General features: G+C 35.6%; 24 protein-coding genes. 23 read left to right on the plus strand and 1 reads right to left on the minus strand.

Features of this window, described 5'->3' with window-relative positions:
- The first annotated feature begins 9 nt into the window (after window positions 1-9).
- From L877_RS0105260 to L877_RS0105370, 23 genes are all read left to right on the plus strand, one after another.
- Complete coding sequence (locus L877_RS0105260; RefSeq protein WP_026835196.1) at window positions 10-540, plus strand: hypothetical protein; 531 nt, start codon at window positions 10-12, stop codon at window positions 538-540.
- Between the two features lie 58 nt (window positions 541-598).
- Window positions 599-2,755, plus strand: coding sequence for a DUF262 domain-containing protein (locus L877_RS0105265; RefSeq protein ID WP_026835197.1), 2,157 nt, complete (start codon window positions 599-601; stop codon window positions 2,753-2,755).
- Between the two features lie 106 nt (window positions 2,756-2,861).
- Entirely contained in the window at window positions 2,862-3,320 is a 459-nt protein-coding gene (locus tag L877_RS0105270; protein ID WP_026835198.1) for a YaiI/YqxD family protein, read from the plus strand.
- A gap of 68 nt (window positions 3,321-3,388) precedes the next feature.
- Window positions 3,389-3,754: a dynamin family protein gene (locus L877_RS0105275; protein WP_026835199.1), complete on the plus strand. Its 366-nt coding sequence runs from the start codon at window positions 3,389-3,391 to the stop codon at window positions 3,752-3,754.
- A 69-nt stretch (window positions 3,755-3,823) separates the two neighbouring features.
- Window positions 3,824-4,012 carry a transposase gene (locus L877_RS12255; RefSeq protein ID WP_242837122.1) on the plus strand — a complete coding sequence of 63 codons (189 nt, stop codon included), beginning with the start codon at window positions 3,824-3,826 and terminating at the stop codon, window positions 4,010-4,012.
- Window positions 4,013-4,243: 231 nt separating this feature from the next.
- On the plus strand, window positions 4,244-5,278 hold the full coding sequence (locus L877_RS0105285; RefSeq protein ID WP_026835200.1) for an MBL fold metallo-hydrolase: 1,035 nt from the start codon (window positions 4,244-4,246) through the stop codon (window positions 5,276-5,278).
- Complete coding sequence (locus L877_RS0105290) at window positions 5,268-9,140, plus strand: hypothetical protein (RefSeq protein WP_026835201.1); 3,873 nt, start codon at window positions 5,268-5,270, stop codon at window positions 9,138-9,140. Before L877_RS0105285 ends, L877_RS0105290 begins: the two co-directional genes overlap by 11 nt.
- A gap of 162 nt (window positions 9,141-9,302) precedes the next feature.
- Window positions 9,303-9,872, plus strand: coding sequence for a flavin reductase family protein (locus L877_RS0105295; RefSeq protein ID WP_026835202.1), 570 nt, complete (start codon window positions 9,303-9,305; stop codon window positions 9,870-9,872).
- Between the two features lie 49 nt (window positions 9,873-9,921).
- Window positions 9,922-10,167: a glutaredoxin family protein gene (locus tag L877_RS0105300; RefSeq protein WP_034785133.1), complete on the plus strand. Its 246-nt coding sequence runs from the start codon at window positions 9,922-9,924 to the stop codon at window positions 10,165-10,167.
- Complete coding sequence (locus L877_RS0105305; RefSeq protein WP_026835204.1) at window positions 10,164-10,802, plus strand: alpha/beta hydrolase; 639 nt, start codon at window positions 10,164-10,166, stop codon at window positions 10,800-10,802. Before L877_RS0105300 ends, L877_RS0105305 begins: the two co-directional genes overlap by 4 nt.
- Window positions 10,799-11,179 (plus strand): hypothetical protein, encoded by a 381-nt coding sequence (locus L877_RS0105310; protein ID WP_026835205.1) that lies wholly within the window; start codon window positions 10,799-10,801, stop codon window positions 11,177-11,179. The genes L877_RS0105305 and L877_RS0105310 overlap by 4 nt, the downstream gene beginning before the upstream one ends.
- Before the next feature lie 300 nt (window positions 11,180-11,479).
- A complete protein-coding gene (locus L877_RS0105315; RefSeq protein ID WP_026835206.1) occupies window positions 11,480-11,662 on the plus strand; it encodes a hypothetical protein in 183 nt (60 codons plus the stop codon).
- A 144-nt stretch (window positions 11,663-11,806) separates the two neighbouring features.
- Window positions 11,807-12,091 (plus strand): hypothetical protein, encoded by a 285-nt coding sequence (locus L877_RS0105320; RefSeq protein ID WP_026835207.1) that lies wholly within the window; start codon window positions 11,807-11,809, stop codon window positions 12,089-12,091.
- Window positions 12,092-12,767: 676 nt separating this feature from the next.
- On the plus strand, window positions 12,768-13,409 hold the full coding sequence (locus L877_RS12265; RefSeq protein ID WP_034785136.1) for a zinc ribbon domain-containing protein: 642 nt from the start codon (window positions 12,768-12,770) through the stop codon (window positions 13,407-13,409).
- A gap of 118 nt (window positions 13,410-13,527) precedes the next feature.
- Entirely contained in the window at window positions 13,528-14,808 is a 1,281-nt protein-coding gene (locus L877_RS0105330; RefSeq protein WP_026835208.1) for a hypothetical protein, read from the plus strand.
- 648 nt (window positions 14,809-15,456) lie between these two features.
- Window positions 15,457-16,752, plus strand: a complete 1,296-nt coding sequence (locus L877_RS0105335) for an ATP-binding protein (protein WP_026835209.1) — start codon at window positions 15,457-15,459, stop codon at window positions 16,750-16,752.
- Between the two features lie 63 nt (window positions 16,753-16,815).
- A complete protein-coding gene (locus tag L877_RS0105340; RefSeq protein WP_026835210.1) occupies window positions 16,816-17,349 on the plus strand; it encodes a DUF7010 family protein in 534 nt (177 codons plus the stop codon).
- A 45-nt stretch (window positions 17,350-17,394) separates the two neighbouring features.
- Window positions 17,395-17,547 (plus strand): DMT family transporter, encoded by a 153-nt coding sequence (locus L877_RS14085; RefSeq protein ID WP_156922990.1) that lies wholly within the window; start codon window positions 17,395-17,397, stop codon window positions 17,545-17,547.
- A 12-nt stretch (window positions 17,548-17,559) separates the two neighbouring features.
- On the plus strand, window positions 17,560-18,522 hold the full coding sequence (locus L877_RS0105350; protein ID WP_026835211.1) for a ketopantoate reductase family protein: 963 nt from the start codon (window positions 17,560-17,562) through the stop codon (window positions 18,520-18,522).
- A 42-nt stretch (window positions 18,523-18,564) separates the two neighbouring features.
- Window positions 18,565-20,259, plus strand: a complete 1,695-nt coding sequence (locus L877_RS0105355) for an L-serine ammonia-lyase, iron-sulfur-dependent, subunit alpha (protein WP_026835212.1) — start codon at window positions 18,565-18,567, stop codon at window positions 20,257-20,259.
- 107 nt (window positions 20,260-20,366) lie between these two features.
- Window positions 20,367-21,038 (plus strand): helix-turn-helix domain-containing protein, encoded by a 672-nt coding sequence (locus L877_RS12270; protein ID WP_084554784.1) that lies wholly within the window; start codon window positions 20,367-20,369, stop codon window positions 21,036-21,038.
- Window positions 21,039-21,190: 152 nt separating this feature from the next.
- The gene (locus L877_RS0105365) at window positions 21,191-22,135 is read left to right on the plus strand and encodes an FtsZ/tubulin family protein (RefSeq protein WP_026835213.1); all 945 of its coding nucleotides are present in this window, start codon (window positions 21,191-21,193) and stop codon (window positions 22,133-22,135) included.
- 20 nt (window positions 22,136-22,155) lie between these two features.
- Complete coding sequence (locus L877_RS0105370) at window positions 22,156-23,157, plus strand: helix-turn-helix transcriptional regulator (protein WP_026835214.1); 1,002 nt, start codon at window positions 22,156-22,158, stop codon at window positions 23,155-23,157.
- Between the two features lie 234 nt (window positions 23,158-23,391).
- On the opposite strand, the gene L877_RS0105375 is transcribed toward L877_RS0105370, so the two are convergent.
- Window positions 23,392-23,625: integrase core domain-containing protein (locus L877_RS0105375; RefSeq protein WP_156922991.1), on the minus strand; the 234-nt coding region annotated here is incomplete at its 5' end.

The raw sequence follows: 23,625 nt of genomic DNA on the forward strand, positions 1-23,625 counted from the left end.
AGGAAAAAGATGACTAAAAAGAAAGAATATAAAACATATGAATATTTTAAAGTCGATGAAGTGTTTTTTTGGGGGAAACATAAGGATTATGTTGATAAGCTTTGGACTAAAAATAAAATACAAGAATCATATTTTGCTAGGTTAGTTGATTTATATGCTGTGGCAGCAATTATAGGGCTGAAATTAAAGAAAAGAAGCCCGGAAGTGAAAGATGATACTGATAACAAAAGAACTGTACAGATGCAGCAGCTGAATAATAACTATCAGACTTTATTGCCAATTATGAGAATGGTGTTAATACTTGACGATTCACGGAATCTAAGTTTTGAAGAAAAACTAGAGAGTGCTTTTAGAATTCCAGAGGATGAAAAAACGTACAAGGAAAACATGGAATTGTTTAATTCATATGCTAGGGGAGGGATCGAATTTTTGTATGAAAAATTGGTGCTTAGAACTCCGGATATTGATGAAGATTATTCTGATTATAGGATTGCGAATATGGTTTCGCTGATAAGTAATCCAATAATAGAAGAGATTTAAGTAGTGTAATGATTGATGAAATGATAACGTGCGAATTGCTTTTTAGGAGGCTTAGGATATGGAAGATATGAACCGCTCAGATTTTTGTGAAATTATTAACAAAATTAGTCAGAAAAGGATTGTTTTACCTGATTTTCAAAGAGAATTTGTATGGAAGTCAGAAGAACAACAATGTAAACTAGTAGCGTCCGTATTGGCTCGTATGCCAATTGGGAGTGTTTTATTGCTGAAGTCCAAACCGGATGAATATGCCACAAAAATTATTGGCTGCAGAAATAGTTTGGATGTCTCTGAAATTCAAGGAGAAGTTGAGTTTTTACTTGATGGACAACAAAGAATAACAGTGCTCAGTAACGTCTTCTCAAGCATAATTCACGAGTTGTGTCCCAAAGTATCTGAACTAAACTCGCCTTCTTTAAAAAGAAGATTCTTTTTGAGAATACCTAAATGGACACGTTGTAGAGATGAGAAAGATTTATTTGGTGTGCAATACATGCAATTCAAATACAAGAGTAAGAAAGATCCAGATTTTCTTTCAGGAGAGGTATATCCATTTGTGGAGTGTCTTGGATTTAAAGTGGACGATCAAACACCATATAACCCTAAAAGTAATTTGTCTGTTGATTTAGATAATTTTTGTTTGAACTATGATAATGGATATCTAATTCCTCTTTTTTTACTTGCACCTTCAGAGTGTGGTAATCAAGATCAAGCGATGCTTAGGTATGAGGCTATTATCCAAAAAATATCAAAATCAATATATGATGAGATTATCAATTATTTCGAGGGGTTGCCAGATGACGCTAGAAAGATTAATTTTGTTAGTGAACTAGTAACTGACGAAGTGGATAAGGAAGAGATTAAAAACAATTTGGGATTATTTAGTGATTATATGGATAATAAAAAAAATTTGTGGAGGATGAGTATAGATGCATTTTTGAAAGCGTGTGTAGAAGATATGGCATTAAATAGGATTGTGGTTAGTGCAGATCAAAGAGCAAGAGCAATTGACATATATGAGAATTTAAATAGAGGCGGAGTGAGCTTGAATACATTTGATTTAATAATGGCTCGAGTTGCTAAAGTAAGTACAGAGAATTTTTATCAAAGAATAATTAATAATATAAAAAGGGATAAGGTATACGAATTAGATGTAGTCCCAGAATGTATAAAAAAGACAGAATTATCGCAGATGATAATTAATAAAACATACAACGCGTCTCTAAACACAAATTGTTATATTGAAAGTAAGAATGAAATAGCATCTAAATATATTGACGTTTTTTTAGATGTTCTCTCGTTGTACTGTCATAATAAGGACACAAATCCTAGCCTTTATAAAATAGATAACATAAAAAGGGATGAGATATTGGCGATTGAACCCGAAGATATAGATAAGTATTGTGAAAAAATATGTGATGCTATAGATAGAGCGTTGTTCTTTTTTCAGGTTAGATGTGGTATAAGAAGCATTACTGAGATAAACTATTCCTTGATAATTGTCTTGGTAGCATCTGTTTTTTTAGTTGATAGTTGGTATGATGACCATAAAACACATGATAAGCTTGAGGCTTGGTATTGGTCAGTGTTATTTTCTGGCGAATATGATAAAGATCAAAATACAAAGATGATAACAAATCTTCAAAACATCATAAGAACGTTTAGAAAAGAAATTGATTTGAAGTGGATATCATCAATATCTGATTTAATATTGAGAGGCCAGAATTTCTCAGACAAAGAGTTTATTTTGATGGAAAAGGTTGCAGACGAGAGATATCCTAAAGATATTATACGGAGCTTTGTATGTCAGTATTACTTATCAAAGACTTATGAGGATATGTTTGATCCGAGCAAGAAAATTAGCGTTTTTTGTAAGGAATCTGATACATTGGAGGCACATCATATTATTCCTTTGGGAACAGTAAAGAAAATTGGAGAATCAACAAGTGAGTTGAGAAAGAATCGTAAACATATCTGTAACTCACCAATGAACTTTGTATTAATTACAAGAGATTCAAATAAAGAAATATCAGATGATAGTTTAGTTGAGTATGCTAAGAAACTTTGCCCTCAAGCCCGTGCTGCTCTACATATTTCAAAGTATAATAAAGCTATTGAGGGAGAAGATTGCAAGGAAATCAAAGAAATACTTGAAGATAGGTTTGATTATTTGCTTGGAGATTTGCAACATCACGTAAATGAGTTGTTGAGTTAGGTATGAAATTGAAATGTTGTATATATGGCTATTCTTTAGTATAAGGACGTACATCTTTTAGATGATAAACTGAATTTTTTTAAGACTGTAACTAGATGGAGAACAGATGACAATATACGTAGATGCTGATGCCTGCCCTGTAACCAAGATAGTAGAGCAGGTTGCAAAACAATATAATATTCCTGTAACTCTTCTCTGTGATACCAATCATGTATTGAGTTCAGATTACAGTGAGGTGAAGGTAATCGGAGCTGGTGCAGATGCGGTTGATTTTGCTTTGATTAGTATGCTTGAAAAGGATGCTAATGATATTGTGGTTACTCAGGACTATGGCGTAGCTGCAATGGCTCTTGGGAAGAATGCATTTGCAATACATCAATCCGGAAAATGGTATACCAATGACAATATAGATATGATGCTTATGGAGCGTCATTTGTCTAAGAAAGCTAGAAGAAGTAATTCTAAGAATCATCTGAAAGGTCCGAAGAGGCGTACAGAGGTTGATGACATGCGTTTTAAGGATGGCTTTGAGAAGTTGGTAAAAATGGCACTTGAGAGTTGGTAGGAAGAGGATAAGAGAGTTGAGATTACTTTATTGTGTAGATATATTTCACAGTAAAGGCGGAAAAGTGAGTGTTTGAAAAATTAAATTTCAGTATGAACAAAGTTTATCCGACGCTTGTCGTTTCTACACTGAGTAGCGGAAAATCAACTTTGATTAATGCATTGGTTGGTTCAGAACTTTTGCCGAGCATGAACAGAGCCTACACTGCTCGCGCGGTAGCTATGCTAGATAACGATAAGAAAGCACAATTTGAGATACATGCGGTAGATAAAGACGGAAATTATTCGCACATTGATAAGGCTATAAAAAGGGCGGTTGTGGATTTTAATAAATCGAATGATGTTTCGGAGATGATTATTGAGGGAAAAATAAAAGGTATTCGTAATAGTAAAAAATCTTTACTACTTATAGATTATAATTGTCTCATAAATTAAGGCACTGATAGCGACATTTCTTAATGAATCTGATATACTATAACCAAACAAAGAAAGAAGGTAATTATTATGTCAAAATCAAGAAGAAATTTCAGTGCTGAATTTAAAACCAGTCTCGTACTCCAGTTACTCAAAGGTGAAAAGAAACTCAACGTTCTAGCCGTTGAAAACAATATTCAACCTAATCTTCTCCGTAACTGGAAAAAAGAATTCCTTGCCAATGCGTCTCTTGCCTTTGATAAACAAGCGAGAAGATAATCTTCGAGAAAAGCTTGCAGAAGAGTATAATAGTCATTACAGATGAAGTTGATGAACTAATAACTCATAATATTTTCTATACGGCTATTACAAGAGCTCAAAAGAAGTTAAAAATATATTGGACTTCGAAAGTAGAGAAAAAAGTACTTTCGACAATAAAATCTAAGGATATCAATAAAGATATTAATATTTTGAAGCAGTATGGACTATAAAAAGAGGTGGATATTGTAAGTGAAGTTAAAAATGTTACCAGCACTAGCTGGTGATTGTCTTGAAATCAAATTTGATGGTTGTACTCCGGGGATGGTAATTATCGATGGAGGAATGGGAAAAGAATGCAGATACATCTTGAAAAATGATGTTTGTGATTGGAAAGACAAGAATGGACCGGTAGACTTAGCTATTTTGACGCATATGGATAATGATCATATTAGCGGCTTCTTATCGCTTATTAAGGATGAGAAAATTAATGATGAATATTTATCCGAGATGTGGTTTAACTACGGAGAGAAAATAGAAAGATCTGTGTCGAATGAGAAGAAGCGATCATATGTCGAGGATAATTCGTGCCTTACTTCGTGTAAGCAAGGAAAAGAACTTTATGAGTATTTAAAGATTAAGAATATACCACTGGTGGCTCCGATTATTTCAGGGATGAAGAAACAGGCTGATCAATGGTGTTTGGAAGTAATATCACCAAGCGAAGAGTGCCTGGATGAATTTGTATCTTCTGATGAGTATCAAGTTATAGAAGATGAAGTCGCTGACTTGCAAACAGCTGCAAGAAAAAATGATTATGGTTATTCTGTAGAGGATTTATTAAAGAGAACTTTTGATGAATCTTCAGTAACTAAGGCTAATGCGAGTAGTGTTGCCGTTTTGGTCTCAGATAATGATAATAGTATTTTATGTTTGGGTGATGCAAAATCATCTGAAGTTGAGCGCGAATTAAGAAGAAGAGGATATTGCGAGAATAACCCCTTACATGTAGATTTTGTCAAGGTCTCACATCATGGAAGTTCTCATAGCACTAGCGGTTCATTGATTAGAATTCTGGATTGCAGGAATTATTTGATTTCAACTAATTGGAAGGGATTGCCTACGAAGGAATGCCTGGCGCGTATAGTAGAAAATACGCGAGAACAGGTGACTTTTTATTGTAATTATGAACCATATACTGAGATATTCTTTAGCGAAGAATATCAAAAATACGGTATGAAGTTTAAAAATATAGGAAACATGGAGATTGATGTAAGTGGAGAATAGATATAATGTATTAAATAATTACTCAGTTAAGATATCGTACCATGATAATGTTGGGTCCGGAGTAATTTTTAAGGTCGGAGAAAAAAACATTTTGCTAACAGCATGCCATGTTTTAGAAGGAGATTTTAATGCGCTGGATTTGTATGTTGAAAGAACAAGTAATGGCGTTGAGAAGAAGCTTGACATAAAAGTTATTAATAGCATTTTGGATGAATGTAATGATGTGGCTGTATTATTGATAGAGTCCGATGAATTGATTTGTAATCTTAAATTATATAAGCCTAACATAGGCCAAAACATAAAAATGCGTGGATATCCATGTATTCTTCAGAATGCTAAGGATATTCATACATTAACACTTACTGGAAGGGTAAATGAAACTAGTTGCGGTAAACTATGTATTACTATTAATGAAAAATTAGGTTCTTTCGCTTCAGAAGAAAAAGAAATGTTAGATGGTTTCTCTGGAAGCGGTTTTTTCTTACAAAGTGGTAAAACTGTACAATTATGTGGTGTTGAAACCAATGTTTTAACAAGAGATGTTGCTTACAATGCAGTATGTGGTTCAAATGTTGAGGTTATAATTTCTGTTCTAGAAAAGCTAGGGGTAGATGAAGATTTAATTGTTAATGAATCTGCATCTTTCGTTGTTAAACAGTCTGAACTATATATGCAATATATTGCTCCACTTGATGATTTTGGTAAAAGTAGTACTTCTTTAGAAAAGTTACAGGGAGAATATCGTGAGGGAATTGCAGCTCGGCCTGAGCATATTAGAAACGATTTAGATGTTCGAAGAGATCAATGGATTAATCTGATTGAAGAAAAGTATGAAGAGTCGGCTATTGTTGTAATTCGAGGAGCTTCAGGACAGGGAAAAACTAGTCTCGCTTACCGTTATTTGTTGGAACATTTTGACGAAAGACAAATATTATGTGTGTCTAAAATAACAAGTGAAAGTTCTATTTGGACAATTCTTCGGTTTTTAAAAAACGAGGTAGAGAATCTCGAATATATTCTATATTATGATGTACAGCCTGGAGATGAATATTGGGCTATATTTTTGAGAGCTTTTTATACTCATTCACTTAATGCATCATTGCTAGTTACAGTACGAGAAGATGATTACAATTTAAATAAAGTGAGTCATGGAAGTGTCCGTTATGAAGAAGTTCCACTTGAACTAAATGAAAATGAAGCAAGAGATATTTATTCACGATATGATCAACACAAATTTCGTTTGTTTGATGATTTGTGGAATGATTTTGGTAATGGAGGTCCTTTACTAGAATTCATCTACTTACTCAATCACTCAGTAACTTTGGAAGAAAAGATTAATGAACAAATTACGAATATTAGTACAGATGTTGAAGAACGAGAGTGGTTTAATGTATTGGCTATAATTGCTATAGCGGGACAGTATGATTTAGCTATAAGATTGGATAAATTATATGCCAATATCGAATTAAAAAATGCTAGTAAGCTGCTTCAACAATTTGAAAAGGAATTCTTTATTAAGATATTAGATAATCGAGAAAGGGTAAAATGTCTCCATTCGGTAAGAGCGCGTTTGATTTTAAAATCATTAGAAGGAAAGTTTGGGTTTGATTATCTTGATTCATTGTTAAGCACTTTGTCTGTAATTGATGTAAGTACAATATATTTGCTACTTGAATATTTTGATAAGAGTGGAACAAGCGCTGAAATTATAGATAAGTTATCAGCGATATCTTTTAATTGTTTAGACGCGGTTGCAGATGTTTTGCGAGGCATACTTTGGCTTTCTGTTAAAGACTATATTGTGGAAAATAAAGAGATTATTGATGAAGGGGATCGATTATTTGCTGATAATTATGTTATGTTCGCATTAGGCGATATTACCGGCTTCATTGATACTAATAATGTTCGACATGATTTATTTGAAATATTAGATAAACAAACTCCTGGGATTGCTGATTCAGTTCAAGGTTTAGTAGAAAGACAGCCCCAAAGATATTTAAATTACGAATATGCTAAACGATTTCTAGAAAAAATTTCGAATTTTATTGTAGATTATGTAAGAGGTTATCCCGTAAATGGAAGCTGTTTAGGGTATTTATTATTTTGGTCTAGTAAACTTAATGTAGCATTACATATTGATTCAAATATCATTTTTGATAATTCAAAGGATTATGCAGGAATAACTTTAGCAATAAAAGGTCTTATGAATATCGGAAATGTATCAAAAGCTAATGAATTAAAAAGTATATATGAAAAGGATATACTATGTGATGCAAATGTAGTTTCGTTGTATGAAAAGGATAATGAAATCTATGCAGAAGCTGTTCCCAATTATTATCCTGCTTCTAAGGAGAACAGTGAATTAAAAAATGCTGCATATAATGAAAAATGTATGCATGTGGTTAATACACTGTCTTTTCTTTATCCTAACAAGGAAAGATATAATGTTTCATTGTTAGGAACTCGAATAGCTGGAATTAATTTACCTGATAAGGAAAAACATATTCCTAGAGAAAAACTGCATGATAAATGGATTACAGAAATAAATGGCTTCTGCCTTAGACTTTGTGCATACAAAAATGCTCCGGAAGATTGGAAAGAAGTTTTCAATAATATTAATGCGCATAGAAATACGATTACAGAATTTTTTGAAGAATTATTAAAGCAACTAGGTAGAATCTATAAGGGGAAGTCTTTTGAAAGTTCCAAACTTGACAGACTTATTTTAATTTTACAAAAAGAAAAGGAGTTCAGTATTCCAAAGAGTGCTTTAGATAAATTTGGAATTGGTAAAGCCTTAAACGAAAGCGAGAAAATGGATAATAGTAATAAAAAAGATTTAAAGCAAGCGGACAAACAATCTAGCGATTTACCAATTGAAAAAGAATGTCAGAAGTTTTTTAGTGGAATATCAAATTATATAAATGGGCTACACAATATGCTTTTAGGAATAATTCAAAATAAACAACCTGAAGAATATTGTCGTCTACAATTATATAATATTGTTTCTTCATATGAGGTATACCATAATTTTTGTAATGTAAATAATCATTTTTTCAAAGGATATAAGTGTGAGGTTGATATAGGAAAAGAGCGAATTACACTTGAAAAAATGGTTGCTGTGACGCATTGGATTTATTTGAATGGATATCATCAAGAAAATAATATTATTTATAATGCGTATGAAGTACTGAAAAAGAAAAAGCGTGCTATTGATTCTTTTTTTGAAAAAGGAATAGGAGATTATCCAGAGGTTAGAGAACATGCTTTGTTTGACGATGACGTAATTGTTTTTACAGACTGGGAAAACTATGATTTACTAGTTGTAAAAATATATCATAAAGTGCAAGAATTAGCTGGACCTAGCGAATTGATATCACCGGCAAGAGCGTATTTATTTAATAGGATCAATTGCGTTAGAATTGTTTTGTCCAAGAATAGTTACAAAGACTATTTAACGATTAGAATACCAATCAATAGTTTTACGTTAGCAAAAAACATCGAGCAGTTGCAACAATATATTCTCGGAGCGGAGAAAAATTATTCTTTTATACCTTTAAAAGATTTACGAGATGGTGCAATTGCTAGTGCAATACTAATTTGTGACCAAGCTGTTCAAATTGAGGAAGCGCTAATTGTTTCATCGCAATATACCGTGAAGGAGAGCATTGCTTCTATAAACAAAATGTTTAGTGCAGAACTTGAGGATGTTGCAAAAAATATCCTGGAATTTGACGAGTGTAAAGATTTATATTTAGACATTAAGAAAATAGCCACATTAAACATATTTACACTTGATAAAGTTGAATGTCGAAGCAATTATAATATTTTAGAAGCGTTTGTTTCTAAATATAGTTCTTAAATGCCTTTAAATTAGCATTCGGATTAGCATTCGGAACGCCTACAAGAAAGGTGGTTCTTGAGTATTTTAGAAGTAAGAAGATAGAAATTGAAGAAAAAGATTTTAACGTAATTTGGAAAGAGTAGATTTATTAAAAAAGATACACGATTGGAGGTACCCACAATGAAAAAAGACCTAGGAATCCTACAGGCAGTTTATCCAATGCCTGTACTTATGATTGCAACTTACGATGAAGAAGGAAAAGTTGATGTTATGAATGCTGCATGGGGCAACATTTGTGCATCTGACAAGATTGCACTCTTTATCAGTGAGCCACATAAGACAACAAAGAACATTAGAAAGGTAAAAGCATTTACGGTAAGTATTGCTGATGCCAAGCATATGGATGTAGCAGATTTCTTTGGTATTGCATCTGGCAATACTATGGAGGATAAGTTTGAGAGAACTGGCTATACTGCCATCAAGAGCGAAAAGGTCAATGCTCCTATAATAGATGAGTTCCCATTAGTTATGGAGTGTGAACTTGCTGAAATTGTCGAGACAGAGAATTTGCATGCAGTTGTAGGTAAGATTGTAAATGTTGCTGCAGACGAGGAAGTTCTTGATGAAAATGGTAAAGTTGATCCAGCTAAGTTAAATGCTATTGCATTCGATAATTTCCAAAGTGGATATTATCAGATGGGAGATAAAGCTGGTCAGGCGTGGGATGCTGGTAAAAAACTGATGGATTAAGATGGATTATTTTTGAATTGAATAATATATCCGACAAAGGAGGTACCCTATGAACCCAACACTAAAACTATACATGTTTGAAACATGCCCTTTTTGTCAAAAGGTTATAAGAGAAATAGAATCAAGCGGACGTACAGATATAGAATTCCACAATATTCGTCAATCTGAAGAAGATAGGCTTGAGCTAATCAAAGTTGGAGGCAAGCAGCAAGTGCCTTGTCTTTTCATTGATGGTAAGCCTATGTATGAGAGCGACGATATTGTAGCGTGGCTAAAGGAAAATCCTGAGAAATGATTATAAATTACTATGGGAATAAAAACTCAACAAACATACTAATCCAAATGGTTGATGATCATGACCTTGAAGTAATCGAAAGTGAAGTAGCAACTATAGAATCAGTCTCTACAGATTTTTGCTTGATTACAGTCAAAGTAAACAATTGGAATCATGATTTGTCTCCGTGGAAGGCTGATGCTGTATTTGGAAATGAAGGTTTTGCAGGCAGAGCTTCTGAGACATTGCAAGAGGTTTTAGAATTATGCCAAGATAAGTCAAAACATTATTATATCGGTGGATATTCGCTTTCTGGATTATTTGCTCTATGGGCAGCGTATCATACTGACATATTTGAAGGTGTAGCGGCTGCATCACCGTCAGTATGGTTTCCAGGTTTTATAGAGTATATGAGAGATACTCATATAAAGTGCAATAAGGTTTATTTAAGTCTTGGTGATAAGGAAAGCAAGACTAGGAATCCTATTATGGCTACAGTAGCTGATAAGATTACTGAGGCGCATAATATATTGAAGGATGCTGATATTGATACTGTTCTTGAATGGAACCAGGGTAATCATTTCAAGGAACCTGGGATTAGAACAGGTAAGGCATTTGCTTGGTTGTTAAGAAATATTTTTTTGGAGGATATATGATAGCATTCTCTTTTGGTAACGAAGCATTTAACAAAGAGTATACTGAGCAAACAATTGAAATACTTGTTGATGCTAAGACTAAACATCAATCGCCAGATGCATTTGCGCACTCCGCTCTTGATTATCTTGATACAGAAGTTTATCCAGGTGAAGGATATATTGATTTATCGTATGAAGGTTTTACAATCGAGGAAAAGCAGTATAAGGATATAATTTTAGATTATCTATTGCAAATGAATCATAAGATTGATATTCATTTGGGTGAGATAAAGAGAACATATAGAATTAAGAAGCAGGTCTATGATCCATATGAAATAGTGTATATCGCGGAAACAGAGGACGAGTATGTATTGATTATGTGGGCAACAACTGCGTGAAAGCCGCTTACTAGTAGGCTTTACTTACTTACCAGAAATTTCTTCCAACTATTTTCAAAAACCATATTGACAAATGATTCCAAAGTCCGTATAATGATACTTAAACAGAACAAATGTTCGCAAAACAACAGAACATTTATCAAGATGGATGCCAACTGAATCACGCATTAGATTGATTTATAAAGGTGGGTGTGTACTTAGATTTGTATGAGGCGTGATTTGATCATTGATTTGTGTTTGTAGTTTTGGATGAGAGTTCTATTGAGTGAGAATGAAATTGTGATGTAAGAAGGTGTTAGTATGCGAAGGGTTACGATTCGAGAGTTAGATAGCCCGCAGAAGGTTAAGCCGAGGGTGGCTGATGTTATCTTTGATGACAATGATCAGATCATACTTGAGGTTAAACAGGGAAATGAAAAGAGACAGGTTGAGCTGTGTTCAATTATATATCAGGTAGTTCAAGCACTGCAGAAGAGTAAGTAAGCAGTCCCGAGCGAGTGTATCCGAACAAATCGAGATACGAAAAGCCGGAGTATTTGTTCTGAGGTGGTTTGTGTGAGAGTGCAAACTGGAGCGGAACATTTGCTCCGTTTTTTTTTGACCTTTTAACGTAGGTAGGTGAATGTTATGGAAGCGAAAAGATATGATGTGGATATAATCTGCCAGCATTCGAAGGATGGAACCATAATCCCTCTTCGAATCCGTGTGGATGGCGATGATGGCGAACCACGAGTGTTTAAGATAGATGCTTATAAGGAGCTATCAGGTAATGGTACTTATACAACAACTGATGGTGTGTTTGTGACAGATCGAACTATATTCTTTGAATGTAGGATTGAGGTTAATGGTACCGTGCGTGGGATAAGGCTTTACTTTAGAGAGAATGAGAATAATTGGTTTATAACAGCGTAGTGGAGATGTGTTGGAGAGATATGGAGATTGGTCCATTGGACCAATGGAAAGCAAGGTTTTGGTGCCTTGCTTTTCTAAGTTTTTAGGGGTGAAAAAAGTTGCGACAGTTATAATGTGCGACTTATGATTTTAGGGGAAAGATGGTATAATATACGTAGATATAACTAAGATTTAATTTTTAAGCTGATAAAGTGTGAATCTAGCGCACTTTAATAAAATTCGAGTTATGATGTTCGAAAAATCAAACCAAATAGTAGAGTCATAAAGCATTCTGCAATGATATCTAGCGCGAACGAGATATCTCCTTTCCAATTATGCTCTACGCAAGAAAGCACTTCACTATGTGGGGTGCTTTTTTGTATGCGCCTTTTAAATGAATATGACGACATATTGTGACGCGGGGGGGGTAAAATAATATTAATTTAGTAGAAGGATTTACATAAGCAATTGTAGAGGATGGGATAGAAAAATGGAAAAGGATAATCAAATAGTCAGGAGGGGGGCCATGGGAGTTATTAGTGATATACTCGAGACAAAATAATATTTTATACAGCTATCATTTATAATAGATAAAACCAAATTAAGTAGCGTAGTTCTTGGTGAACTACGCTACTAAAGAAATATAGGTAATACTACTAAAAGCCATATGAATTAAGGATTGTGAGGAGGGGTTAATATGAGTATAGGTTCAAAGTTGATTAATGCTATTGGGGATGGGCTTTCTGGTTATGAAACAATAGATATTGATGTGGATCAGTTTTTCGAATTATTAGATCGTTATTTTATTTCAAAAGTCGAAAATGAACAAGAATACATTGCGCTAAAAAAATTGGTAAAAGGTAGCATGATTAAAAATATTGAAATGGATTCTAAAGATGAGAAGTATCATCTTTGTAATACGTTTATAAATAATAGAGTTGGTATTTTATCAGCAGACACAAGATATATGATTTGGATTTCTGACAAAGAAAAGATGAAAATGTATCAGTTCAAGGCGTTTTCAGGGAAAAAGCTTATAGATAAAGTAAATAGAAGAATTGCAGATTATAGAACAGGGTTGATAAATAAACCAGTTTTAGATCAGGCTGCAAATCAGATTGAATCTGACAATGATGACAACTTAAAAGAAGATGCAAGTAGTCAAGATGAAAAGATGACACAAACAAAATTTTGTCCAGAATGTGGGAGTGAGATATCTTCTTCAGCACTTTTTTGTTCAACGTGTGGTGCTAGTTTAAAAAGAGTTTGTCCAAAATGTGAAAGTGATATTTCAGAAACTGATTATTTCTGTAGTGCGTGCGGATTTAAACTCAAATAGTTTTTCAATATTATCAAAAAGATTCCGAAAGCATAATTCATAATCGGTTAGAAATGACACCATTATATAAAGGCATAGTATGTGTTTTTGACTATAGTAGAATAGGAGATGAGAAGATATGAAGTGTGAAAAATGTGGAACTGTTTTTGAAAAAGGACAATTCTGTCCAAAATGTGGAAATAAGTTATCAAACACCGTGTATGGCAATAATAATATGAATACAACTGATGTTTATGAAGGTGGAGTGAAAAATTCAAATAATGCAAATGATATTAATAGAGATAATAAGTTTAACAACACAGCAGATACTAAAGCTATTAATAATAAAACGCCGAAACGTAATGACGATTCTAATATCATAAAATGGTACTATCAAATGTGGTTTATTTCATTGCTGTTTTGGGTGGGGTCTGCTGTAGTCGTAGGACCTATCGTTGCAATTGTGTTATTTGTGAAACGTATAAAAATGTATCCGACCAAAAGAAAACCCGCAATTGTTTCATTTTCAATACAGATGGCAATAATTATTGGAGCGATTATTTGGTCAAGTGTTATTATTTACAAACAAAATAGCGACATGCAAGCATTTATTGATGCAAAGAATTATGATGGGGCATTTGAATATATAGATAAGACCTTTAGTACGGATAACTATGAATATTATTCAAGATACGCAGATGTATATGATGCAATGGGAAATCCAGATAAAGCAGCATTAAAGATATTAGACTATTGTAATGGTAAAGCTGATCCAACTGAGGTAGAAAAATCAGCGACTGACAGATTAAATAAATATAAGGATAAAGTAAGTGATGAAGTAAGGGGGAAAATTGAAGCATATTTTAATGGAATAAAACAAAAGCAAGAGAAAGAAAAAAAGGATAAAGCAGAGTTGGAAAAGACCAAGCAGGAAGCTGAAAAGGCCAAGCAGGAAGCTGAAAAGGCCAAGCAGGAGGCTGAGAAAGCAAAGGTTGAGAAGACAACAAAAGAAAAATCCGATATTGATGAGAAAACCACCAGAAAAGTAGAAAACTACTCGATGGATGATTTTGCAGAAAGAGCATTAAATGTTACATATAAAGATTTGCTAAGAAATCCTGAGGGGTATAAAGGGGAATGTGTAGTAGTATCTCTTACTATAAACAATCAATTCGAGGATGATGTAAATCAATACTGTGCTTTTGATACTTACTCAGAGAATGAAGATTATTATGTTTTTAATGATTGCAGAAAAGATGGAGACAGAAATCTTAAACTATTAAAGGACGATGTTGTAAATGTATATGGGGTGTTTGAAGGTGTTGATGAATTTTTGTTTAAATATAGTCTTACAGGAAATGAGGAAAAAATAAAAATGCCAATTATAGATGCATATTATATTGAGTTAATAAAGGAATAGTGTAATGTTTTTGACCAGTACATAAGAAGTCATTTATTCGGTTTCTTAATGTTTAATAATGTGATACATACCTCGCTTTCTACTAAGATTATACCTTATTAGGACAAGATGTTACAACTAAATTATATCATAACACTTACAATGAAGCACAAAGATGGGATGATGAAAGACTTATAAGCGAGTATAAACGGATAAAAGATTCGAATTCACCCAAAAGATTTGGCTATGGTAACGTCTTAAAAGAACGAGAATATGGGAACAGTAACAAGTAATGTATGAAATAGAAAAGAGCATAAAGTAATAAAAAACCAAGATTTTTAGATTTTTCTAAATTTCTTGGTTTTCTTTTTTCTTTCCACCTCCCCCTGGCACCTTTAAAAGTTATCATATACATACAAGATGTAAATACAAAGTATTTACATCTCCCCTAAGGTCCGATGAAATGGGCAATATGGGAGTACAGACTGAGTTTTATTTAATATCGTTGATGGAAGGACAAACTTCTCCAAGGATATAATGAAGCCTCTACAAAAAAATTGCAGATATCCGCAAAAATTTCATGAATATCATTGACTTAGAATGTGGGTTAGTGGTATATTATATATTAAATAAATGCGGATAGCCGCAAATAAATCATGAGGTGGTTTAATGTATCCGAGAGAGCAATATTTGAAAGAAATCATTTTAAAGAAAGATAACGGACGTGTTAAGATCATCACCGGACTGCGAAGAAGTGGTAAATCGGTACTGCTGTTCCAATTGTATCGGGAATGGCTTTTGAAGGAAGGCGTGAAGGAAGACCAAATCATCGCTTTGGCATTGGATATATTGGAAAATGCCAAGTATCGTAATCCTTTGGAATTGGATAAGTATGTACGGGATCATATGGTCGATTCAAAGAAGAGATACTATATTTTTATAGATGAAATTCAGTTTGTATCCGAAATCCAGAATCCTTATGTAGATAATGAAGATGCCAAGATAACATTTATTGATGTTGTCCTCGGATTTATGCATATGGATAACGCAGATGTGTACGTTACTGGCAGTAACTCCAAGTTGTTGTCTTCGGATATATTGACTCAATTTAGGGACAGAGGCGATGAGATTCGTGTGTATCCGCTGTCGTTTGCGGAGTTTTACAATGAATATGATGGAGATAAGCGTGGCGCGTGGCAGGATTATTATACTTATGGTGGAATGCCATTTGCTGCTTCGCTTGAAACACATGCGGAGAAAAGCGGGTATTTAAAGGATCTCTTCGACAGGACATATATAAAAGACGTGCTTGAACGGCATGAGATAAAGAACAAAACTGAAGTGCTGGATATACTGCTGGATGTCCTTGCATCGGGGATAGGATCTCTAACAAATCCAAGTAAACTGGCGAATACGTTTAAAAGCGAGCGGCAGATTGGTATAGGCTCAGAAACAATTGATAAATATATCGGATATTTTGAGGAATCATTTCTCATTGAGAAAGCTGTTCGGTATGATATTAAGGGCAGAAAATATATAGGTACTCCCGCCAAGTATTATTATACCGATCTGGGGCTTCGTAATGCAAGGCTTGGGTTCAGACAGCTGGAAGAGACTCATATCATGGAAAACGTATTGTACAATGATCTCATCCGAAGAGGCATGAATGTCGATGTAGGCGTGGTAGAATACAATACCAAGAATGCTGACGGTAAGAAGATCCGAAAGCAACTGGAAGTGGATTTCGTTGTTAACCAGGGTAGCAAGCGATTTTATATTCAATCTGCTCTATCTATAGCTGACCCAGAAAAAAAAGAACAGGAGATTGAATCGTTGAAAAGAATCCCCGACTCTTTCAGCAAGATAGTTGTAGTTCGGGATTACCTTAAACCATGGCAGGATGAAAACGGAATTACATATGTTGGCATAGAGCAATTCCTTCTGAATGAAGATCTTTTGAAATGATAGTTTAATGAGAACTTATAGCAATAAAGGTGTTATTGCAAGATTGGAGGTTGTAAGGGTACAATGACTTTAGAAGAATTGAAAAATGATATAAGTTTAACACAGAAGAAAGGATTGCCTTTTATTATTGCATCTGTAGTTATATGGTGTCTGATAATGATAGTATCTTTATTAGATATTCCTGTTATGAAAAAGAACATGTTGGTATTTTGTTGCTCCGTACCACTGATGCCGATATCAATGCTTGTTGCTAAAATTATCAAAGTAGACATTTTCTCTAAAAAGAATCCTCTTGGAAATTTGGGTTTCCTTTTTACGATGAATCAATTGTTATATTTATTAATTGTAATGTGGGTTTATAGCGCCGTTCCGGAGAAGATGGTTATGGTATATGCTATGGTATTTGGCGCACATTTGCTTCCGTATTCCTGGTTATATAACTCCAAAGCTTATTTGGTTTTTGCCATAGCTATATCGGTTATTTCTTTAATACTTGGAAATGTATTTAATGCCTTAGTGGTTTCGATGGCGCTATTTGTCATTGAAATTGTTTTCGCGTTTATTTTGATACGTGAGGTGAAAGCGATGAACAAATAGAAGATTATGTGTCGCAATAATATCAGTCGGAGGTAAAAAAATGGAATGGTTAATGTTGTTATTGGCAGGAATTTTGGAATCATCGGAACTTCTGTTTTGGGCATCATGTTATTTGATGAAAAGTTGTCGCTTCTACAGATTGTATGCGTTTTAATGATAGCGATGGGAATTGCTGGTTTGAAGTTACTGGGAGATTGAGAGAGGTTGAATATGAGAATAGCAGTTTTAGGATTAGGTGTTATTGGCACAACTTATGCATATGCATTGCAGAAGGCGGGGCACGAGACCGCACATATTGTGAGAGAAGGTAAAAATGTTCCTTCATCGATCGCGGTTCATCTTTTGGATGGAAGGTATAATCCGAAGGGTGAGGAAAAAGATGATAATTACAACGTAATGTTGGCTTCCAAAGACGAGGAATATGACTTTATACTGATAAGCGTTGCAAGTGGTAAACTTGAGGATGCGGTGAAGACATTAGTGGACAGAAATATTAAGGGCACGCTTATTCTTTTTTGTAATTTTTGGAATGAGCGAAAAGATATAGATAATATAGTGGGAGATTTCGAGTATGTCACGGCCTTCCCAACTGCTGGAGGGCATATGGAAAAGGAAGGAAGGCTTAATTGTGTTCTTTTCGATCATATAATGCTCGAGGGCAGAGAAAAGGCCAAGATAAATAATTATGATGAGCTTATTTCCACACTAAACTCTGCAGATATCAAGCAGGAGATTCCACATGATATGTTTGAGTGGATTTGGATTCATATGGCTATTAATGCCGGTGTCACATCAACCGCAGCTCGTGAAGGCAAGATAGATGATCCTAACCGACTCGCGAAAGAACTTATGGCCGACTCAAAGGCACTGACAATGGCTGTCAAATGCATAAGAGAGACTTTGAGGACGGTTAGTGCCAGAGGTGTTGATCTGAAGAAATACAATAATGAGATATTACCATATAAGATTCCGGCAGGAATTGCGGGAATTGCAATGAAGAGGCTTTTCGCCGGCAATGAACTCACTTCCAGAATAATGACCTTACACAATGATGTAAGTGACATCTTGTACGGATGCCGTTGTGTGTATGATGAAGGTAAGAACCACGGCCTAGAGCTTCCCTTGTTCTATGGGAACATGGATAGGGTGTTTTCAGAAATCCATGCGCAATAGCTATTATTACAAAATAAAAAACTAGAAATTCGGAGGTTTATTATGAAAAAAGTTTTTTATCCAGACTATTTTAATGATGTATTTGGACCAATTATGCAACCAGGATCTAGTGGAGGATTCGCTGGGACGGACAGAGTTGCAAGGCAAGCAAGACACGCTCTAGGAAGTGAATTAAAAAGGGCTGAAATACTTTTTAATCCCAGTGACAAAAGACTTGTAAGTCTAGGCACCTGGTGGGAAGATTATGCCTACCTAGGCGGACTTCTTGATTATGATACAGAAAATATAAGATTGTTTTGTAGCCATCAAGATATGAGAGATAAGGGGATATCATATAGGTTTGCCGAATTGGAAAAGGACAGCCCATATGCCGAATCTACAACATTTAAACTTACTGGAGCAAACGGAGAAAAGGCAACTTTGATAGGTAGCTCCATTGGCGGTGGCATGATTGATGTATATGAGATAAATGGCTTCAAAATCGGTTGGAGAGGTGATACTTATGCGACTCTCATCTGGAAGATTGATAGTAATGGGAATATAGCAGACCTTTCATTGGAAAATGTAGAAAAGGTATTTAGTGATACCTTTGGAAATGATGGAGTTTTAATTAAAAGAGTAACTAATGCATTATCAAATGTGGGACTTTGGGTAGAATTAAGTCGCGAACTTGGTGCAGAAGATATATATGAATTTTTAGATAATCTTGGTCTGATAAATGGCAAAGTGTCAGAAGAAGGACTGTTCTTTTCTGATATAAATAATGATGGAAATATTCTGTTTAGAAATTTTCCATGCATACTTCCAGTTGTTACCAAGGCTGATAGAAAACCGCAACTTTTCAGTACTGTGACAGAGTGGAAAGAGATTGCCAAAAGGGAAAACAAGAGTTTTATAGATGTGGCGATACAGTATGAAAAGGATTTTTCAGGCTGGAGCGAGGAAGAAATAAGAGCTAGATTTGAACTTATTGCAGATATTCTTTATAAACAAGTTCATGGGTTAGAAGATAGAAATTATGAAGTAGACGAAGTTCCTGAACTTCCGATATACGGCAAAAGTTGGAAGAGATATATTGATGATAAAAAAGAATTATCAGATAATCTGACCAAGGAAATCATCACAAGAGCATTATCGACGAATGCCAAAATTCCTGGGGTTAAGATAGTACCTGGACCAATGGGTACAGGTGGCGGATATCTCTTTAGTGCAGTTGATGCTGTTCGAGAGAAGAAGGGATATAGCAAGGACGATGTAATAAATGGACTTATTGTGGCAGCAGGATTTGGTGCTATTGCGTATACTAGGTCAAATCCGAGTGGAGAAAGAGGTTGTGTGGGTGAGTCAGGAGTATGTGCAGCTATGGCTGCCGCAGCGGTAACTGCAATGGCAGGTGGCTCAGCAGATGAGATTGAAAATGCAGCTTCCATGGCTCTTCAAGCTAGTTTTGGTATAACTTGTGATGCTATACCGGGAGGAAAGGAATTTCCATGTATAACAAGAACCGTAAGGGCGGCAGTAACAGCTCCACTTTATGCAGATTTAGCACTTTCTGGCATAGACCCTTTGATTCCATATCATGAGGTGATCGATGCCATGGAGGTGCATTATAGAAGAACACCACAAAGGTATTTGTGTGGTACTGACTGTGCCCTATGCCAGACACCTGCTGCAGGAGAATGCCTAAAATTCATGGCAGGAGATGTTATGGCTGATAGAATTGAGTATAATGTATGAAAGCGATGATGCGGGAACTGCAATGAAGATAGCCATCATATCTACTTTCCGTAGGTACAACTTTTGAAAAAACTGATATATAATTTGTGCATGGAGGTGAAAATATTATGAACCAATATGTAACAGGAACAGTTATTAAGGAACTACGAGAAAAGAATAAAATGACGCAGCTTCAGCTTGCGGAAAAGCTGGGAGTGAGTGATAAATGTGTGTCAAAATGGGAAACTCTAAGAGGTCTTCCCGATATTACCTTGTTGGAGCCTATAGCAGAAGCATTCAGGATTTCGGTAACGGAGCTGATATCGGGTAATACTATTCATAATTCAAACGTGTCAGCAAATATGTTGAGGTCGAAGTTTCATGTCTGCCCGATTTGCGGTAATATTATACACAGTATAGGTGAAGCGGCGATTCATTGTCACGGCGTCCAGCTCATGCCTTTAGAGGCGGAGCCGACAGATGAGCATCATATGATATTTATTGAGCGTGCTTGTGATGAGTATTATGTTAGGATTGACCACAGCATGACGAAGGAGCACTATATTTCGTTTGTGGCGGCGGTTTCATTCGATGATGTGCAGATGGTGAAGCTCTATCCGGAAGGGAGCACTGAAGCACGGTTTAAAATCGCAGGAGCCAGAAGAATATTTTTCTATTGTAACCGCGATGGACTATTTTCGATTGATCCGGTAAAAGGCATCGATGACAAGGAAAGTGGCTACGATGATTCACAGGAACGAATGGAATTGGAAAATGCGGCAGATATGTTGTTTGGATAAAGCTAGTAAGGTCAATGATCGCAATTTAGGGCGAATTAGTATATAATTTATATAAGAATCATCCCACATGGACAAAAAACGTCCATATTGCCTGCTATTGTAAATATAGAATCACAAACAAATCCAATTATTTACGAAGGGAGAGTATAATTATGAGTCTTTTTGATGATTTGGTATTAGAAGATGAGCAGGCAAATGAGGAAGAGGGAGTAAAGAAAATACTGCTGGTAGGCGTAGGAAGAGAAGCAGAGCGAACAATTGATCTAGTTAGGGCTAATAGAGCTTTGAGGTTTTTTGTTCCCAAAAAACACAAACTGGAAATCCAATGCTTTAATAAGAAAAGTGACGATCTTTTTAGTCTCAAGATGAGGAGCACCCAATTCGATGTGGCTTTGGTCTTAACATGCCCCAAAGACAATTCTACTGCAGAATTGTTTCTTAGTGTAGTCGAGATACTTAGCGAGAGAATTCCAGTGATAACCATGGTAACCCAATTCGATGACCCGAATAATCCAGAGAGAGGAGTTGTGGGCGACAAGATAACTGATGATCTAAAAAAATATTCCAATGCTCTTATAATCGCAGATTTAAACACTAAGTATAGGGTTACGAATAAAGCGGAAGAAGTGGAAGAAACGGATGAAATAGAAGGAGCGGATGAGCTTCAGTACTTTGGATGCTTGAACATTCCAATTAGCGACATTATAAAGATGATAAGCATTGATAATGAGATTTGCTTTGACAAGAAGGATTTAGCGCTAGTATGCGATAGAAAAGAAGATAATAGAGCCTTTTTTAGAGAGTATAGCTTTCAGGAATTGGAGGATGAAGAAGAACTTCGAGCTGACATAGAACATTTTCAACTTCCGATGGTGTTGAAGGAAGCTAAGGCAGCTTTGATAAATATTTCTATAAGTGATGAACTTTCCCTCTTGGCATTTACGAAAATTGTTAATACTATAAAATCATATGCCGATAATAACGTTGAAGTGATATTTAGCTTGACTTATGATTCAAGTTTGGAGACAAATTGTTTTGACTTGACAGTTTTAGCGACAGGTATATCGCATTCTTCGGATATTTTTAGGAGTATCTAGCTTTTACAGGGAGTGATGGCATGACAAACACCCAAAGAATACTGAACATGTATGAAAAACTCTTGGAGGGCCGTGTCCTCAATAAGCAAGAGGAAGCTCAAACTTACGAAGTAAACGAAAAATCTATTCAAAGGGATATCGATTTTCTGCGCTCTTACTTTGCAGACAAAATGGCGGAGTCGGGTGCCGGAGAAGTAACAGTGTCCTACGACAGAAAAGAGAACGGCTATGTACTAAAGGGAGAAGAAGCATCGATGATGACTAACCCGGAAGTTCTGGCGGTTGTCAAGATTCTCCTGGCGAGCCGAGCATTTTCCAAGACAGAAATGACTGCGATTATCGATAAAATGGTCTCCGGTTGCGTGCCAAGGAAGAACGCCCTTATGATCAGAGAGTTAATCGCAAACGAGGAATACCACTACGTGGAGCTTAAGAACAAAGAAAATGTCAACGATAAAATCTGGGATCTGGGAGAGTCTATCAAGGACAACGAGATTGTTCAGATAACCTACAAGCGACATGTTCAGACAAGAGACTCTGTGGAGCGCACTATCGTGCCGGTTGCCATCCTCTTCTCAAACTACTACTTTTATCTAAATGCATTTATCCTGGAAAAGGATGACAAGGGAAAGTGGCAAAAGAAATACGACTACCCTGCCGTCTTCAGGATTGATCGGATTGACTCCTACAGGAAGACGGACGAAAAGTTCACGTTTTTGTACCGAGAACGCTTTGAAGAGGGAGTATTCCGCCAAAGAATCCAATTCATGTTTTCCGGCAAACTAGAAAAAGTAGAGTTAAAAGTTGCAGATAGCGCCCTCGAGGCCACTCTTGACCGCCTCCCAACAGCCAAAGTCACAAGGAAAGAAGACGGGTATAGCATCGTAAGAGCAGAGGTGTACGGCGGAGGAATCATCATGTGGCTTCTGAGCCAAAAGGAAAATGTTGTGCTGCTGTCACCAGAACGAATGCGCCAGGAAATACGGGAGAGCTTGGAACGGATGCTGGGGGAGTATAGGTGACGTGGACTGGAGTGAAGTGACAACCTACATTGTTCAAATATTATATATATGAAAAAAAATCATGGATTTAGAATGGTCTAAATCCATGATTTTTTTGATGGTTTTGGAGTTGTCTAGTAGGAATTGCAATATAATGGCTCAGTTGTCAAGACAAAAATTTAATATTTTTATAATGAACTGATATGTTGACTGGTTAAGTGGGAGAACACCGTGTTGTTTCTCCCCGGATTTATATTATGCGGCTGCTCTGGCTGCATCCAAAAGCATTGCCGGATAGTATACCTCAGCAGGACGTTTATTGTCGATTGCCTGATGGCATCGTTCAAAGTTATAGGTGTAGATATATCTTCCGATGGCTTCTCTCGCTTCTTTGAGATTAGCATACTCTGTGAGATATGCTTCCTCGTACTTGAAACTACGGAACCACCGTTCGATCATGATGTTATCTGCCCAGCGGCTCTTACCATC

Source organism: Eubacterium xylanophilum ATCC 35991, assembly GCF_000518685.1.
Lineage (GTDB): Bacteria > Bacillota > Clostridia > Lachnospirales > Lachnospiraceae > Eubacterium_F > Eubacterium_F xylanophilum.

Excerpts from the sequence above, each read along its gene's own strand:
- L877_RS0105295 (WP_026835202.1), top strand. The coding sequence starts at position 9,303 with ATGAAAAAAGACCTAGGAATCCTACAGGCAGTTTATCCAATGCCTGTA.
- L877_RS0105340 (WP_026835210.1), top strand. The coding sequence starts at position 16,816 with ATGACTTTAGAAGAATTGAAAAATGATATAAGTTTAACACAGAAGAAA.
- L877_RS0105305 (WP_026835204.1), top strand. The coding sequence starts at position 10,164 with ATGATTATAAATTACTATGGGAATAAAAACTCAACAAACATACTAATC.
- L877_RS0105355 (WP_026835212.1), top strand. The coding sequence starts at position 18,565 with ATGAAAAAAGTTTTTTATCCAGACTATTTTAATGATGTATTTGGACCA.
- L877_RS0105350 (WP_026835211.1), top strand. The coding sequence starts at position 17,560 with ATGAGAATAGCAGTTTTAGGATTAGGTGTTATTGGCACAACTTATGCA.
- L877_RS0105260 (WP_026835196.1), top strand. The coding sequence starts at position 10 with ATGACTAAAAAGAAAGAATATAAAACATATGAATATTTTAAAGTCGAT.
- L877_RS0105320 (WP_026835207.1), top strand. The coding sequence starts at position 11,807 with ATGGAAGCGAAAAGATATGATGTGGATATAATCTGCCAGCATTCGAAG.
- L877_RS0105270 (WP_026835198.1), top strand. The coding sequence starts at position 2,862 with ATGACAATATACGTAGATGCTGATGCCTGCCCTGTAACCAAGATAGTA.
- L877_RS0105310 (WP_026835205.1), top strand. The coding sequence starts at position 10,799 with ATGATAGCATTCTCTTTTGGTAACGAAGCATTTAACAAAGAGTATACT.
- L877_RS12270 (WP_084554784.1), top strand. The coding sequence starts at position 20,367 with ATGAACCAATATGTAACAGGAACAGTTATTAAGGAACTACGAGAAAAG.
- L877_RS12255 (WP_242837122.1), top strand. The coding sequence starts at position 3,824 with ATGTCAAAATCAAGAAGAAATTTCAGTGCTGAATTTAAAACCAGTCTC.
- L877_RS0105265 (WP_026835197.1), top strand. The coding sequence starts at position 599 with ATGGAAGATATGAACCGCTCAGATTTTTGTGAAATTATTAACAAAATT.
- L877_RS0105370 (WP_026835214.1), top strand. The coding sequence starts at position 22,156 with ATGACAAACACCCAAAGAATACTGAACATGTATGAAAAACTCTTGGAG.
- L877_RS0105300 (WP_034785133.1), top strand. The coding sequence starts at position 9,922 with ATGAACCCAACACTAAAACTATACATGTTTGAAACATGCCCTTTTTGT.
- L877_RS12265 (WP_034785136.1), top strand. The coding sequence starts at position 12,768 with ATGAGTATAGGTTCAAAGTTGATTAATGCTATTGGGGATGGGCTTTCT.
- L877_RS14085 (WP_156922990.1), top strand. The coding sequence starts at position 17,395 with ATGGTTAATGTTGTTATTGGCAGGAATTTTGGAATCATCGGAACTTCT.
- L877_RS0105335 (WP_026835209.1), top strand. The coding sequence starts at position 15,457 with ATGTATCCGAGAGAGCAATATTTGAAAGAAATCATTTTAAAGAAAGAT.
- L877_RS0105365 (WP_026835213.1), top strand. The coding sequence starts at position 21,191 with ATGAGTCTTTTTGATGATTTGGTATTAGAAGATGAGCAGGCAAATGAG.
- L877_RS0105315 (WP_026835206.1), top strand. The coding sequence starts at position 11,480 with ATGCGAAGGGTTACGATTCGAGAGTTAGATAGCCCGCAGAAGGTTAAG.
- L877_RS0105330 (WP_026835208.1), top strand. The coding sequence starts at position 13,528 with ATGAAGTGTGAAAAATGTGGAACTGTTTTTGAAAAAGGACAATTCTGT.